The 13,647-nt window shown below is 41.7% G+C and carries 13 protein-coding genes; 3 read left to right on the plus strand and 10 right to left on the minus strand.

Features of this window, described 5'->3' with window-relative positions:
- Positions 1 to 88 precede the first annotated feature (88 nt).
- The 3 genes from IPP86_10010 to carA all read left to right on the plus strand — a co-directional run bounded on the left by IPP86_10010 (position 89) and on the right by carA (position 3,000).
- Positions 89 to 1,078, plus strand: a complete 990-nt coding sequence (locus IPP86_10010) for a DNA-directed RNA polymerase subunit alpha (protein ID MBL0138850.1) — start codon at positions 89 to 91, stop codon at positions 1,076 to 1,078.
- Between the two features lie 78 nt (positions 1,079 to 1,156).
- Entirely contained in the window at positions 1,157 to 1,741 is a 585-nt protein-coding gene (gene rplQ / locus IPP86_10015) for a 50S ribosomal protein L17 (GenBank protein ID MBL0138851.1), read from the plus strand.
- Between the two features lie 140 nt (positions 1,742 to 1,881).
- A complete protein-coding gene (gene carA, locus IPP86_10020) occupies positions 1,882 to 3,000 on the plus strand; it encodes a glutamine-hydrolyzing carbamoyl-phosphate synthase small subunit (protein MBL0138852.1) in 1,119 nt (372 codons plus the stop codon).
- A 39-nt stretch (positions 3,001 to 3,039) separates the two neighbouring features.
- Here the strand turns inward: carA and IPP86_10025 are convergent, their stop codons facing one another.
- The 10 genes from IPP86_10025 to IPP86_10070 form a co-directional block, all read right to left on the minus strand.
- The gene (locus IPP86_10025) at positions 3,040 to 3,720 is read right to left on the minus strand and encodes a capsular biosynthesis protein (protein MBL0138853.1); all 681 of its coding nucleotides are present in this window, start codon (positions 3,718 to 3,720) and stop codon (positions 3,040 to 3,042) included.
- A 74-nt stretch (positions 3,721 to 3,794) separates the two neighbouring features.
- Positions 3,795 to 4,796, minus strand: a complete 1,002-nt coding sequence (locus IPP86_10030) for an SDR family oxidoreductase (protein MBL0138854.1) — start codon at positions 4,794 to 4,796, stop codon at positions 3,795 to 3,797.
- A 39-nt stretch (positions 4,797 to 4,835) separates the two neighbouring features.
- Entirely contained in the window at positions 4,836 to 5,918 is a 1,083-nt protein-coding gene (gene rfbB / locus IPP86_10035) for a dTDP-glucose 4,6-dehydratase (protein ID MBL0138855.1), read from the minus strand.
- A gap of 15 nt (positions 5,919 to 5,933) precedes the next feature.
- Positions 5,934 to 6,962 (minus strand): UDP-glucose 4-epimerase GalE, encoded by a 1,029-nt coding sequence (gene galE / locus IPP86_10040; GenBank protein MBL0138856.1) that lies wholly within the window; start codon positions 6,960 to 6,962, stop codon positions 5,934 to 5,936.
- A gap of 3 nt (positions 6,963 to 6,965) precedes the next feature.
- Positions 6,966 to 8,255: a nucleotide sugar dehydrogenase gene (locus IPP86_10045; GenBank protein MBL0138857.1), complete on the minus strand. Its 1,290-nt coding sequence runs from the start codon at positions 8,253 to 8,255 to the stop codon at positions 6,966 to 6,968.
- A 21-nt stretch (positions 8,256 to 8,276) separates the two neighbouring features.
- A complete protein-coding gene (locus IPP86_10050) occupies positions 8,277 to 9,317 on the minus strand; it encodes a Gfo/Idh/MocA family oxidoreductase (GenBank protein ID MBL0138858.1) in 1,041 nt (346 codons plus the stop codon).
- 5 nt (positions 9,318 to 9,322) lie between these two features.
- Positions 9,323 to 9,901 (minus strand): N-acetyltransferase, encoded by a 579-nt coding sequence (locus IPP86_10055; protein MBL0138859.1) that lies wholly within the window; start codon positions 9,899 to 9,901, stop codon positions 9,323 to 9,325.
- 96 nt (positions 9,902 to 9,997) lie between these two features.
- Positions 9,998 to 10,966, minus strand: coding sequence for an SDR family oxidoreductase (locus IPP86_10060; GenBank protein MBL0138860.1), 969 nt, complete (start codon positions 10,964 to 10,966; stop codon positions 9,998 to 10,000).
- Positions 10,967 to 11,006: 40 nt separating this feature from the next.
- On the minus strand, positions 11,007 to 12,317 hold the full coding sequence (locus IPP86_10065; GenBank protein ID MBL0138861.1) for a UDP-glucose/GDP-mannose dehydrogenase family protein: 1,311 nt from the start codon (positions 12,315 to 12,317) through the stop codon (positions 11,007 to 11,009).
- A gap of 49 nt (positions 12,318 to 12,366) precedes the next feature.
- Positions 12,367 to 13,494 (minus strand): DegT/DnrJ/EryC1/StrS family aminotransferase, encoded by a 1,128-nt coding sequence (locus tag IPP86_10070; GenBank protein MBL0138862.1) that lies wholly within the window; start codon positions 13,492 to 13,494, stop codon positions 12,367 to 12,369.
- Positions 13,495 to 13,647 lie beyond the last annotated feature (153 nt).

The raw sequence follows: 13,647 nt of genomic DNA on the forward strand, positions 1-13,647 counted from the left end.
CCCTGAGTGCATTTGAAGAGGTGAGTGTGTCCTCTGTTTCAACACACACTATAGCATTAAATATAACCCTTAAACAACAAACGATACAATGGCCATCCTAGCATTTCAGCGTCCGGACAAAGTGATCATGATCAGCTCAGACGACAAACATGGAGTCTTTGAGTTCCGTCCCCTTGAGCCTGGATACGGAATCACAATCGGGAATGCCCTTCGCAGAATTCTGCTTTCTTCTTTGGAAGGACACGCGATTACTTCTGTAAAGATTGCAAGTGTGGATCACGAATTTTCCACAATCAAAGGTGTTGCAGAAGATGTAACTGAGATCATTCTGAACCTGAAACAAGTTCGTTTCAAACAGCAGATCCAGGGTACTGATTCTGAAAAAGTAACAGTTAACGTTAGTGGTAAAACACAATTTACTGCAGGTGATATCAGCAAATTTACTACAGCATTCCAGGTGTTAAATCCTGATATGGTAATTTGCAACATGGAGCCTTCTGTGAAATTATCACTCGATATCCATATTGATAAAGGTCGCGGATATGTTCCTTCTGAAGAGAACAAATCGAATAGCGCGCCAATCGGCACCATCGCTGTTGATTCTATTTTCACACCCATTCGCAACGTGAAATATTCTGTTGAGAATTACCGTGTGGAACAGAAGACTGACTATGAGAAACTGGTAATGGAAATTTCCAGTGACGGATCGATTCATCCAAAAGAAGCTTTGAAGGAAGCTGCTGAAATCCTGATCCACCATTTCATGCTGTTCTCTGATGAGAAGATCACTCTTGAAACCAAAGAGAAAACTCCGACTGAAGAACTGGATGAAAATACACTTCACATGCGTCAGTTGCTGAACACTAAACTCGTGGATATGGATCTTTCCGTTCGCGCGTTGAACTGTCTCAAAGCTGCGGATGTGGAAACACTTGGTGACCTGGTTTCTTACAACAAGGCTGACCTGTTGAAGTTCCGTAACTTCGGTAAGAAATCCCTGACTGAACTTGAAGAGTTGGTACGTTCGAAAAACCTGACATTCGGAATGAATGTGTCGAAATACCTCGATAAAAAATAATTAGAAGGATTCAATAAAACCCCGGCGATCTGTATAGAAAGATAAAGACAGAAGGTCCGGTACAAGCGAATTAATCAAATGAGACACGGTAAGAAAATTAATCACCTCGGAAGAACATACAGCCATCGCCAGGCTCTTCTATCCAACATGGCTTCATCCCTGATTTTGCACAAGCGTATCAATACTACACTTGCCAAAGCAAAAGCACTGCGGAAATATGTAGAGCCTATCATCACACGTTCAAAGGATGACAGTACGCATTCCCGTCGTATGGTGTTCAGCTACCTGCAAAACAAAGAAGCGGTTGTTGAATTGTTCCGCGAAGTTGGCCCAAGAGTAGGGGATCGTCCGGGTGGATATACACGGATCATTAAAATGGGCAATCGTCCGGGCGATAACGCTGAAGTGTGTATGATGGAACTTGTTGACTTCAATACGCTCATGGGTGGTGGATCTGCAGGTAAAGAAGCTCCGGCTAAGAAAGCTGCTAAGACTACCCGTCGTGGTGGTAAGAAGAAAGCTGCAGAGGGCGAAGAAACTGCCGCTGAGCCAAAAGCGAAAGCAGAAAAGAAAACAACTGCTAAAGCTGAAAAAGGTGAAGCTGCTCCGAAAAAGCCTGCTGCCCGTAAAAAGAAGTCTGACGATAAAGAAAAAGGAGAATAATGTTCCTTATGAACATATCAAAAAAGGATAAAACGAACGTTTTATCCTTTTTTTTTGGCCTCTGGGTTGTTGAAAACCCCAAAGTTTTAAACAGTGGAAGACGAAAAAAATGAAAACCGTACCTTTGATTTCCGGCATCCATGAAATACACTGAAAAGAAACCAGCAATACTTTTATTAGCAGATGGTACCGTTTTCCACGGGAAAGCTGCAGGAGCTATCGGCACCACTTCCGGGGAAATTTGTTTTAATACCGGAATGACAGGCTACCAGGAAATTTTTACTGATCCGTCCTATTTCGGGCAAATCCTTGTGGCAACTCATGTTCACATCGGAAATTATGGAATTCATTCGGATGAAATTGAGAGCGAAAATATCAAGATTGCCGGTCTGGTTTGCAGGTCTTTCAATGTGCAATATTCCAGAAAGAGTGCGGCATCTTCAATCCAGGATTACTTCATTCAGCAAAATAAAGTAGCGATTGATGACATCGATACCCGGGCTGTGGTAAGACATATCCGTAACAAGGGTGCCATGAATTGCATTGTGTCTTCTGAAATTTCAGACATCGCAGAACTGAAAAAACTGTTGGATAAAGTTCCTTCCATGGAAGGGCTGGAGTTGTCATCAAAAGTAAGTACAGAGAAAGCTTATTTCCTTGGAAACCCATCCGCCCGAAAGAAAGTAGCGGTAATCGATTTCGGAGTAAAGAAAAATATCCTACGCAATCTCATCAATCGGGATTGTTATCTCAGGGTATTTCCTTTCAATACTCAATTTGAAGAGATCAAAGCCTGGAATCCTGATGGCATTTTATTATCCAATGGACCTGGTGATCCTTCCGTAATGCCTGAAGCGGTACAGACAATCAAAAATATTCTGAGTGATCATATTCCGGTTTTTGGTATTTGTTTGGGACATCAGCTATTAGCGGAAGCCTGCGGTATAAGTACCTATAAAATGTTTAATGGTCACAGAGGAATAAATCATCCGGTGAAAAACCTGATTACAGGAAGATGTGAAATCACTTCTCAAAATCACGGCTTCGCGATTAAAGCTGAAGATGTCAAAAACTCCGATCGTGTACAGATCACACACGTGAATTTAAACGATGGAACGATTGAAGGAATCAGGGTAAAAGACGCTGTTGCCTTTAGCGTACAGTATCATCCTGAATCCGCACCGGGACCTCATGATAGCGTGTATTTGTTTGATGATTTTATCGCCTCACTTAATTCTGTGGAAGTAAGCAGTATTTAAAACAGAGTTTTTTCCCGGAATTGAAAAGATCTGGCGAAATCAGATTGCTGAATTCATGACACCCTGAGAAACCAGCTTTGCAAGATATTTTTCTTTCACTGTTTTTTGCAATGCATCCAAATGTCTCTCACCGTGTAAGTCGCTACCAATAAAATCGATCATGTGTTCATCGATCATTCGTTCAGCTATTTTTTTTGCTCCGAGTCCGTAATATCCTACCAATGAATTTGTGTTCAATTGAAAAAGAGCGCCGGATTCTTTTAGTTTATAATACTCTTCAAACTTTGAATAATAAAAAGGATAACGTTCAGGATGAGCAAGGATGGGTTTGTATCCCTTGATGTTCAATTCAAAAATTACATTGTATAAATTATCGGGTGGATTCACATAGGAAATTTCAAACAAGACATATTTGTTCCCAATGGTGAGGAGTTTTTCCGTCTGAATTTTTTTCATCAGCACTTCATCGAGATAATATTCAGCAGCGGCATCAATCGTGATAGGAATCCCTTCCGCAAGAATCGCTTCACGAACCGTATCAAGACCACCTAGAATTATATCAGGGGTGTTCCTGTAAAAATCACTCATGATGTGTGGGGTAGTGACCAGCTTTTTAAAACCAAGCGCCGAGAATCCGCGAATCATCGCAAGTGATTCTTCGAGAGTCTTTACACCATCATCGATGCCGGGAATAAGATGAGAATGGATATCCGTAATGATTCCTGAATAGTCGGGAAGGAGTGGGAAATCCGGTTCCTTAGGTTTTCCTGAAAACAGGTTTCCGAAAAGTCCCATTATCCTTTGGAGTTTATTCCTGATGTCCTGAACCAGTCAAAAGTAATCTTCAATCCTTCTCCAATACGAACTGTAGGATTGTATCCAATCAATTCTTTTGCTTTTGAAATATCCGCCAGTGAATCACGAATATCACCCGCTCTGGTTTCACGATAGGTTGGTTTCAGATCGGAGTTGGTGAGCTTTGCGATCAGACTGAACAATTCATTTACAGATGCTTTTTCTCCAACAGCGACATTGTAAACCTGATTCATCGCATTTTTGTTGGTGCTGAGCATCGCGCAAATATTTGCCTGAACAGCATTTTCCACAAAAGTAAAATCGCGGGTTTGTTCACCGTCACCATCAATAAAAGGTGATTTGTGATCGAGTACGGCTTGCATGAACAGAGGAATCACAGCAGCATATGGACCTTCAGGGCTCTGATTGGGCCCGAAGACATTGAAATACCTGAGCCCCGCGATTTCCATGTTGTAAGTAGTCGCAAAAACTTTCGCGTACAATTCGTTTGTCTTTTTACTTACCGCGTAAGGTGACAATGGATTTCCGGTCTCGTTTTCCTTTTTAGGTAGTACGGGATGATCACCATACACAGAAGATGAGCTGGCATATACAAAACGTTTCACACCGGCATCACGCGCTGCAACAAGCATGTTGAGAAAACCTGTTGAGTTGATGGAATGTGTTGCCTGAGGATCCTTTACAGAACGTGGAACTGAACCCAGAGCTGCCTGGTGTGAAACAAGATCAATGCCCTTGCAGGCTTTTTCACATGTCGCGGTATCCCTGATATCTCCTTCGATAAATTCAAAATTTGGTAAGCCCAGAAAGGGTTTAATATTTTCAATGGAACTGGTCAGGAGGTTGTCGAGCACTCTGACTTTTCCGGCATTGTATTTTAAAAGATAAGTTACCAGATTGGAACCAATAAAGCCGGAACCACCTGTAACCAAAAAGGAGAATTTACTCAGATCCTGTGAATGAAAAGGGGTTTCGTACATTTTCGGTAATGGAATGGTTAGAAGTACAAATCAAAAGGTTCAACGATGTGTATACTGATTTTCGTAATAATGCAGGTATTCGCCTGAAGTCAGTCGTTTCAGCCAGTCTTCATTCGAAAGATACCAGTCAACAGTTTTTTCAAGACCTTCTTCAAACTGTAATGATGGTGCCCAGCCGAGTTCGCGTTTTATTTTGGATGCATCAATAGCATAACGCAGATCATGCCCGGCCCTGTCTTTCACGAAGGTGATTAGTTTCGCGGAAGTTCCTTCTTGTCGGTTTAATTTCTTATCCATGATTTTGCAAAGAGCATGAATGAGGTCAATATTTTTCCATTCGTTATGGCCACCGATATTATAAGTGGAACCGGTTTTTGCTTTATGGAAAATAACATCAATTGCTGTTGCATGATCTTCAACGAATAACCAGTCGCGTATATTTTCACCTTTTCCATAAACCGGAACGGAACGCATATTCCGGATATTATTTATTGCAAGTGGAATTAATTTTTCTGGAAACTGGAAGGATCCGTAATTATTGGAACAATTGGAAATGACGGAAGGAAGTCCATAAGTATCAAAATAAGATCTGACCATGTGGTCTGAACTCGCTTTGGAAGCAGAGTAGGGGCTATGCGGATCATAAGGAGTTTCTTCGGTAAATAATCCGGTCTCTCCCAAAGTTCCGTAAACTTCATCCGTAGAAACATGGTAGAATAAATTATTTCCGGGCGCATTATTCTTTTCACTATTCGTGATCCAATGTTTTTTTGCCGCATTTAAAAGATTGACTGTGCCAATTACATTCGTCATCACGAATTCCATTGGATTGGAGATACTTCTGTCGACATGTGATTCAGCTGCAAGGTGTATGACCGCGTCAATCCTGATTTGATCAAAAAGCTGATGAATGAACTCTCCGTCAACAATATCTCCTTTGATGAATTCATAATTCGGGAGATGCTCAATGTCTTTGAGGTTTTCAAGGTTACCGGCATAAGTCAGCTTATCCAGATTAATGATTCTGTATTCAGGATATTTTGTGACGAACAATCTCACCACATGGGATCCGATAAATCCTGCTCCGCCGGTAATAAGAATGGTTTTATTATTGACTGTCATGGTTTAAGTTAAAAATCAGGGATGAGATGGTACATTTTCGGAGAGATGTAATTCCCAATTCCAGGCTGATTTCATGATCGATTCTAGAGTATTTTCCGGTACCCAGCCCAATTCTTTTGTGGCAAAAGATATATCTGCCCAAACTTTCTCAACATCTCCCGCTCTTCTTGGTCCGAGTAAATAGTTTAATTTTTTTCCGGATGCTTTTTCAAAGGTCTGAATGGCCTCTAAAACGGAATGACCTTTTCCAGAGCCGAGATTAATGATTGTGAGTGGTTGTTTGTATTTCTTCTGCGCGAGATAGTCAATAGCTGCTACGTGGGCTCTCGCGATATCTACTACATGAACATAGTCGCGAATACATGTTCCGTCAGGTGTAGTATAGTCGTGGCCAAAAACGGTCATTGATTCTCTTTTGCCGATTGCTGTTTGCGTGATCACCGGTACCAGGTTGTTCGGTGGTTGAAGAGGATATTCGCCGATCAGTCCACTTTCATGCGCACCTGCAGGGTTAAAATATCGCAACGCAATGGCGTGAAAGTTATTTGCTTTCAATACATCTGAAAGGATCTCTTCGCCAATTTGTTTGGTGTTTCCATAGGGAGACTCAGCTTTTTGCAGAGTTGTATTTTCTGTTACAGGCTGAATTTCCGCTTGACCATAGACTGAACAGGAGGATGAGAAAACAAAATTGTCGAGTTTTTTCTCCTGGTAAATTTCCAGCAGGTTAATGAGTGAAAGCAGGTTGTTTCGATAATATTTTAATGGATCGCCTACGGATTCTCCTACAGCTTTGTATGCAGCGAAATGAATCGTCGCGTCAATCTTGTAGACAGAAAAGAATTTTTCCAGTGTTTTTTTTCGGCAAAGATCAATATTGAAAAAGTCAACTCTCTTGCCTGTAATTTCTTCAATGGATTGAATTACATCCTCTCTTGAATTGCTGAGATTATCTATCAGGATGGGATTATATCCTTTGTTCAGTAACTCTACGACTGTGTGGGAACCAATGTATCCGGTTCCGCCGGTTACGAGTACGTTCATGATTTAGAGGCTCCAGTAAGCAATGTCTTTGATTTTACCTTTGTAGACACCTTTGATATCGACAATCAATCCATCCTTGCTCAGGATTTTTTTGAACCAGGCTTCGTCAAGGTTTTTATATTCTGCATGATTCACAGCGATGATCACTGCATCATAATCAGTTCCGGTTTCTTTTACTAATTCAAAACCGTATTCGTGTTTAAGTTCAGCGGAATTCGCTTTTGGGTCAGTCACCTCTACAGTAACACCATAGGAACTGAGTTCCTTTACAACATCAGCGACTTTTGAGTTCCGGATATCTTCCACGTTCTCTTTGAAAGTAGCGCCCATCACCAGTACCTTGGATTTAGAAACGTCCTTTCCTGCCGCGATAATTTTCTTTACGGTCTGTTTTGAAACATAAAAGCCCATACTGTCATTCACATATCTCCCGCTGTTGATCACTTGTGCATGATAACCCAATTCCTGTGCTTTATATGTGAGATAGTAAGGATCTACGCCAATGCAGTGTCCACCAACAAGACCGGGTTGGAACTTGATAAAATTCCATTTTGTACCAGCGGCTTCAAGGACATCATACGTATTGATGCCCATCTTATTGAAGATAATCGACAATTCATTCATGAGCGCGATGTTTACATCACGCTGTGTATTTTCAATAATCTTAGCAGCTTCTGCTACTTTGATGGAACTTGCTTTGTATACACCAGCCTTAACAATGATTTCGTAGGTCTTCGCGATCTCTTCGAGAGATTCAGCATCACATCCGGAAACTACTTTCAGGATTTTAGAAATGGTATGTTCTTTATCTCCGGGATTGATTCGTTCCGGTGAATAGCCGACTTTAAAATCAGTCTTAAATTTTAAACCTGAGAGTTCTTCCAGAATTGGAATGCAATCTTCTTCAGTACATCCGGGATAGACAGTTGATTCGTACACAACATAATCCCCTTTTTTCAGTGCCTTTCCGATAAATTTGGTTGCACCGAGAATAGGTTTCAAATCCGGAAGATTGTGCTCGTCGATAGGAGTAGGGACGGTAACAATAAAAAAATTGGCTTCTTTCAGTTTGTCAACGGAAGAAGTGAATTCGATATCACAGCCAAAGAAAGAAGCAGTATCAAGTTCTCCACTGGGATCTTCTCCTTCCTTCATTTTCTGAAGCCGCTCCTCATTAATGTCGAAGCCAATGACTTTAATTTTTTTCGCGAATTCAAGTGCGATCGGAAGTCCTACGTACCCGAGTCCCAACACCGCAAGTTTTTTCTTTTTATCAATCAACTCCTGCTGCATAGTGCTTTTCTTCAGAATAATTTAACTTTTTAATTTTTTTAATTTCCGGAGGGCGTAAATACGTTCGATGATATCCACCACTTTTAATCCTTCCAGCGCGTTTGTTGTTGCAATTGTCCGGCCCTTTAATGTATCGATTACATTTTCGATGATGAAGTGATGATTGGCCGCCGAGCCCTTGTAGTGGCCGTAATCGTTTGCAGGGTTAGCGGGTGGCAGTACCGGCATTGTATAATTCTGAATGTGGCAATATTCTACTTCATTCATGTATTGCCCGCCGATTTTAATGCTGCCTTTTTCCCCGATGATGGTAATACTGCTTTCAAGATTTTTATCCCAGACACTTGTAGAATAATTAATGGAACCCATTCCTCCGTTAACAAAACTGAAGTTAACGAATCCGGAATCTTCAAAGGCAGTTAATTTTTCGTGATTAAAATCATTGAATTGTCCCTGAATGTTGGTGATATCTCCGAACAACCAGTACATAATATCAATGAAGTGCGAGAATTGTGTAAACAAAGTTCCGCCGTCGAGATCCGCGCTTCCTTTCCAGTTTTTTCCGTTGTAATATCTTTCATCACGGTTCCAGTAGCAATTCAACTGGACCATGTAAATATTTCCAAGAAGATTTCTTTCCACGACATCCTTGATCCAGACAGAAGGGGGAGAGTACCGGTTTTGCATCACGCAGAAAGCCTGTCGTGATACTTGTAGTGCCTTGAAGATTACTTTTTCGCAATCGGCAACGGTAAGTCCCATCGGCTTTTCGATAACGACATGTTTTTTGTGGTCGAGAGCAACCAGTGTGTGTTCGGCGTGCAAGCCATTTGGAGAGCACACATTCACTACATCGAATTCCAACCCGGCCTGAAATAATTCTTCGATGGAATTGAAAAACGGAACTTCGAGATCGTTCAGACCCAAATCAGCTTTAGGTTTAATATCACACATCGCAACAAGTTCCGCTTCCGAATTGCGCCGGATCATTTCAGCATGCCTTTTTCCTATGTGACCACTACCAACAACCGCGAATTTTATTTTTCTTTTTTCTTCCATCATAAGATTTACTTAATGCGGCGGACTTTATTTCCTTCCAGTTTGTATTCTTGTTTGCTTTCCGGGCAGATTGCGACATTGTTCGCGTCAAATTTCAGACGGTGTCCATATTCGCTCATCCAACCCAAATGCTTTGCAGGGTTTCCTACAACCAGGGCGTAAGCAGGGACATTTTTTGTAACTACAGCGCCGGCGCCAATGAATGCATATTCGCCAATATTGTGCCCGCAAACAATAGTCGCGTTCGCTCCAATGGTAGCACCTTTGCCAACATGTGTACGCAGATATTGATTTTTACGGACAATTGCACTCCGGGGATTGTTCACATTTGTAAACACCATAGATGGTCCGAGGAAAACATCATCATCACAGATGACACCTGTGAAGATGGAAACGTTGTTCTGAACTTTTACGTTTTTACCCAGCACAACATCCGGTGAGATCACAACATTTTGCCCGATATTACAATTTTCGCCAATAGAACAGCCTGACATGATATGCGAAAAATGCCAGATTTTCGTCCCCTTTCCGATCTGAGCACCGTCATCGATGATGGCAGAATCGTGTACAAAATATTCCTTTTCCATTTGAACTTCTTTTTTTAGGTCGAACAAAGATACGAATTGCTTTCCTCTGCCATCTAATATACTGGCTGTTAATTAGTTGAACAGCTACAACCAGCTTTAATTAAATCGATGTGCTGTATTATACAGCTCTTCGGGAGAAAGGTTTTTAAAATATTCATAGGTTCTTTTCAATCCTTCCGCACGGTTAATTTTAGGCTCCCATTTAAGAATGGCTTTTGCGCGGGTGATATCGGGCTGACGTTGTTTCGGATCGTCTGTAGGCAGCGGGTGAAATGCTATTTTTTGTTTTGTACCCGTAAGTTTGATGATTTCTTCCGCGAATTCTTTAATGGTTATTTCGTCGGGGTTTCCAATGTTCACAGGTAAATGATAGTCACTCAGGAGCAGGCGATAAATCCCTTCGATCAGATCGTCCACATAACAGAATGAGCGTGTCTGGTTTCCATTCCCGAAGACACTCAGATCTTCTCCGCGGAGTGCCTGTCCGATGAATGCAGGTAATACTCTTCCGTCATTCAGTCGCATTCTTGGTCCATAGGTATTAAAAATTCTCACGATCCTTGTTTCTACCTGGTGGATGTTGTGGTAGGCCATTGTAATTGCTTCCTGGAAGCGTTTTGCTTCATCATAAACACCTCTCGGTCCGATCGGATTTACATGTCCCCAGTAATCTTCATTTTGTGGATGAACAAGAGGATCTCCGTATACTTCGGAAGTAGAAGCCACGAGTATTCTCGCTTTTTTAGCGCGCGCAAGCCCAAGCAGGTTATGTGTTCCGAGTGATCCGACTTTCAAAGTCTGGATAGGAATTTTCAGATAATCTATCGGGCTGGCCGGAGAAGCAAAATGCAGAATGTAGTCGAGTTCACCAGGGACGAAGACAAATTTTGAAACATCGTGGTGATAAAATTCAAATTCCTTTTTGCTAAAAAGATGTTCGATGTTTTTGAGATCACCGGTAATCAGGTTATCCATGCCGATGACATTGTATCCTTCACTGATAAAACGATCGCATAAGTGTGACCCGAGAAAGCCGGCAGCGCCGGTAATAAGAATACGTTTCATATTTTCATTCCTTATAAACGGAAATCCGAAGACGTCCGGATTAATTCACTTTACTTCTGCCTACGCTGTAGTATGTGAAACCAAGTTCTTTCATTTGGTTGAGGTCATACAAATTTCTTCCATCAAAGATGAGTTTACTCTTCATCAGAGAGGCGATCCTGTCGAATTCAGGAGTTCTGAAAACAGACCATTCCGTAGCAATGATCAATGCATCCGCATCTTTCAGAATATCGTATTCATCATTTCCAAAATAGATTTTATTGTCGAGCAGTGCTTTAACATTGTTCATCGCTTCAGGATCATACGCGCTGATCTGGCTTCCTTCTTTGAGAAGGGTGTTGATGATTTCAACTGCAGGAGCTTCACGGATATCGTCTGTGTCAGGTTTAAACGCAAGCCCCCAAAAAGCGATTTTCTTTCCTTTCAGATCATTTCCAAAATGCTTTTTCATTTTTTCAACGATTGTCACTTTCTGGGCGGCATTCACTTTCATTACCGATTCCAGAATCTTGAAATCGTAATTAAAATCTTTGGAAGTTTTTGCTAGTGCAGCTACGTCTTTCGGAAAACAACTGCCGCCATATCCAATTCCGGCGAAGAGAAAACGCTTTCCGATTCTGTCGTCCGATCCGATTCCGATTCTTACTGCATCTACATTCGCGCCGGCTCTTTCGCAGAGGTTGGCAATCTCATTCATGAAAGAAATTTTTGTTGCCAGAAACGCATTGGCCGCATACTTGGTCAATTCAGCGCTCCTTTCATCCATGAAATAGATAGGATTCCCTTGTCTGACGAATGGTGCATACAATTCGTTCATGATTTTTTTAGCACGTTCAGAATGGGTGCCGATTACAACTCTGTCGGGTTTCATGAAATCATCCACAGCAAATCCTTCCCGTAAAAATTCCGGATTTGAAATGACATCAAATTCTGTTTTGCAGTTTTCTGCAACCACTTGTCTGACCCGTTCTGCCGTACCAACCGGAACGGTACTTTTGTTGACAATGATTTTATAATCCTTGATCAGGTGACCCAGTTGTCCGGCAACCTGCAATACATATTTTAAATCCGCGGAGCCATCTTCTCCCGGAGGAGTTGGCAAAGCGAGAAAGATGATTTGCGCTTCCTCGATACCTTTCGCAAGATCTGTTGTGAACAACAATCGGCCTTGCTTGATGTTGCGTTCAAAAAGCACATCCAGGTGAGGTTCGTATATTGGAATTTCGCCATTCTTAAGACGTTCCACTTTTTTGGCGTCAATATCCACACAGAGAACATGATTACCTGTTTCCGCAAAACAAGTTCCGGTTACTAGCCCTACATAACCGGTACCTACTACAGCAATTTTCATTTATGATAATTTTGGTGCATGAAAATATTCTCGAACTATTGAATTCGCTTTACTTCAGGAATTCAAGCACTTTGGAAGTGATTAATCGCAGCACTTCTTCCGATAGTTCTGTATGAATTGGCAGGGAGATTACATTGGCGCAAAGCCATTCTGTAACAGGAAAACTTCCTTCCTTGTAACGTGGGTCACGATATGCTTTTTGGAGATGCAAAGGAACAGGATAATAAATCATTGATGGGATTTCCAGTTCCGCGAGAAATTCACGGAGCTTGTTTCTGTCGGCTCCTTTAAGTACGAGAGTATATTGATGGAACACATGTTCAGAAGAGGCGAATCTGACTGGTGTTACAATTTTTGGATGATTCGCGAATGCTTTGTCATAATAGTCCGCGACCTTTTGTCTCGCGGCAGCATATTCATCAAGGTGACGTAATTTAATTCTGAGGATAGCAGCCTGAATGCTGTCCAGTCGTGAATTCACGCCAATCTCATCATGATAATACTGTACGCTTTGACCATGATTGGCCATCATGCGGATTTTTTTCGCGAGAATATCGTCGTTTGTGTACAAGGCACCACCATCGCCATAGCATCCCAGATTTTTTGATGGAAAAAAGGAAGTACATCCAACAGTACCGATCGTCCCTGCTTTTTTAACCTCACCGGATTTCAGTCTGTAATTGGCGCCAATTGCCTGCGCGGTATCTTCGAGTACAAATAATTTGTGACGGGTGGCTATGTCCATGATTGCATCCATATCGGCACACTGACCGAATAAATGCACCGGAACAATCGCTTTTGTTTTAGGTGTGATCGCGGCTTCAATTGCTTTTGGATCGATGGTGAATGTTTCAGGATTCACGTCTACCAACACCGGTTTTAATTTCAACAAAGCAATTACTTCTGCAGTCGCTACGTAGGTAAAATCAGCAGTGATGACTTCATCACCGGGTTGGAAATCCAGTGCCATCATCGCGATTTGCAGCGCATCTGTGCCATTTGCACAAGGGATCACATGTTTTACACCGAGATATTTTTCGAGTTCTGCCTGGAAAGATTTCACTTCAGGGCCATTGATAAAAGCAGCGGAATGGATGACATCTAAAACTGCTTTGTCGATTTCCGGCTGTATTTTCTGATATTGACCGATCAGGTCAACCATTTGAATTTTTCTCATTCCTTAGATTTGAAAGCATGCGAAGATAGGTATTTATTTGGCTCCTTTGGGGCACATTTCAAGGGGAATTTTGAAAAATTCAGCTCTATAATATGTTGATAAAAAGGATTTTACGTTGATTCGCTTCAGGGCTCTTTAGTCCCTCCCATCAGA

Source organism: Bacteroidota bacterium, assembly GCA_016720935.1.
GTDB lineage: Bacteria > Bacteroidota > Bacteroidia > AKYH767-A > 2013-40CM-41-45 > JADKJP01.

Bases quoted from the DNA above. Each gene is read 5' to 3' on its own strand.
- IPP86_10010 (MBL0138850.1), top strand. From the start codon at position 89: ATGGCCATCCTAGCATTTCAGCGTCCGGACAAAGTGATCATGATCAGC.
- rplQ (MBL0138851.1), top strand. From the start codon at position 1,157: ATGAGACACGGTAAGAAAATTAATCACCTCGGAAGAACATACAGCCAT.
- carA (MBL0138852.1), top strand. From the start codon at position 1,882: ATGAAATACACTGAAAAGAAACCAGCAATACTTTTATTAGCAGATGGT.
- IPP86_10030 (MBL0138854.1), bottom strand. From the start codon at position 4,796: ATGTACGAAACCCCTTTTCATTCACAGGATCTGAGTAAATTCTCCTTT.
- rfbB (MBL0138855.1), bottom strand. From the start codon at position 5,918: ATGACAGTCAATAATAAAACCATTCTTATTACCGGCGGAGCAGGATTT.
- galE (MBL0138856.1), bottom strand. From the start codon at position 6,962: ATGAACGTACTCGTAACCGGCGGAACCGGATACATTGGTTCCCACACA.
- IPP86_10045 (MBL0138857.1), bottom strand. From the start codon at position 8,255: ATGCAGCAGGAGTTGATTGATAAAAAGAAAAAACTTGCGGTGTTGGGA.
- IPP86_10050 (MBL0138858.1), bottom strand. From the start codon at position 9,317: ATGATGGAAGAAAAAAGAAAAATAAAATTCGCGGTTGTTGGTAGTGGT.
- IPP86_10055 (MBL0138859.1), bottom strand. From the start codon at position 9,901: ATGGAAAAGGAATATTTTGTACACGATTCTGCCATCATCGATGACGGT.
- IPP86_10060 (MBL0138860.1), bottom strand. From the start codon at position 10,966: ATGAAACGTATTCTTATTACCGGCGCTGCCGGCTTTCTCGGGTCACAC.
- IPP86_10065 (MBL0138861.1), bottom strand. From the start codon at position 12,317: ATGAAAATTGCTGTAGTAGGTACCGGTTATGTAGGGCTAGTAACCGGA.
- IPP86_10070 (MBL0138862.1), bottom strand. From the start codon at position 13,494: ATGAGAAAAATTCAAATGGTTGACCTGATCGGTCAATATCAGAAAATA.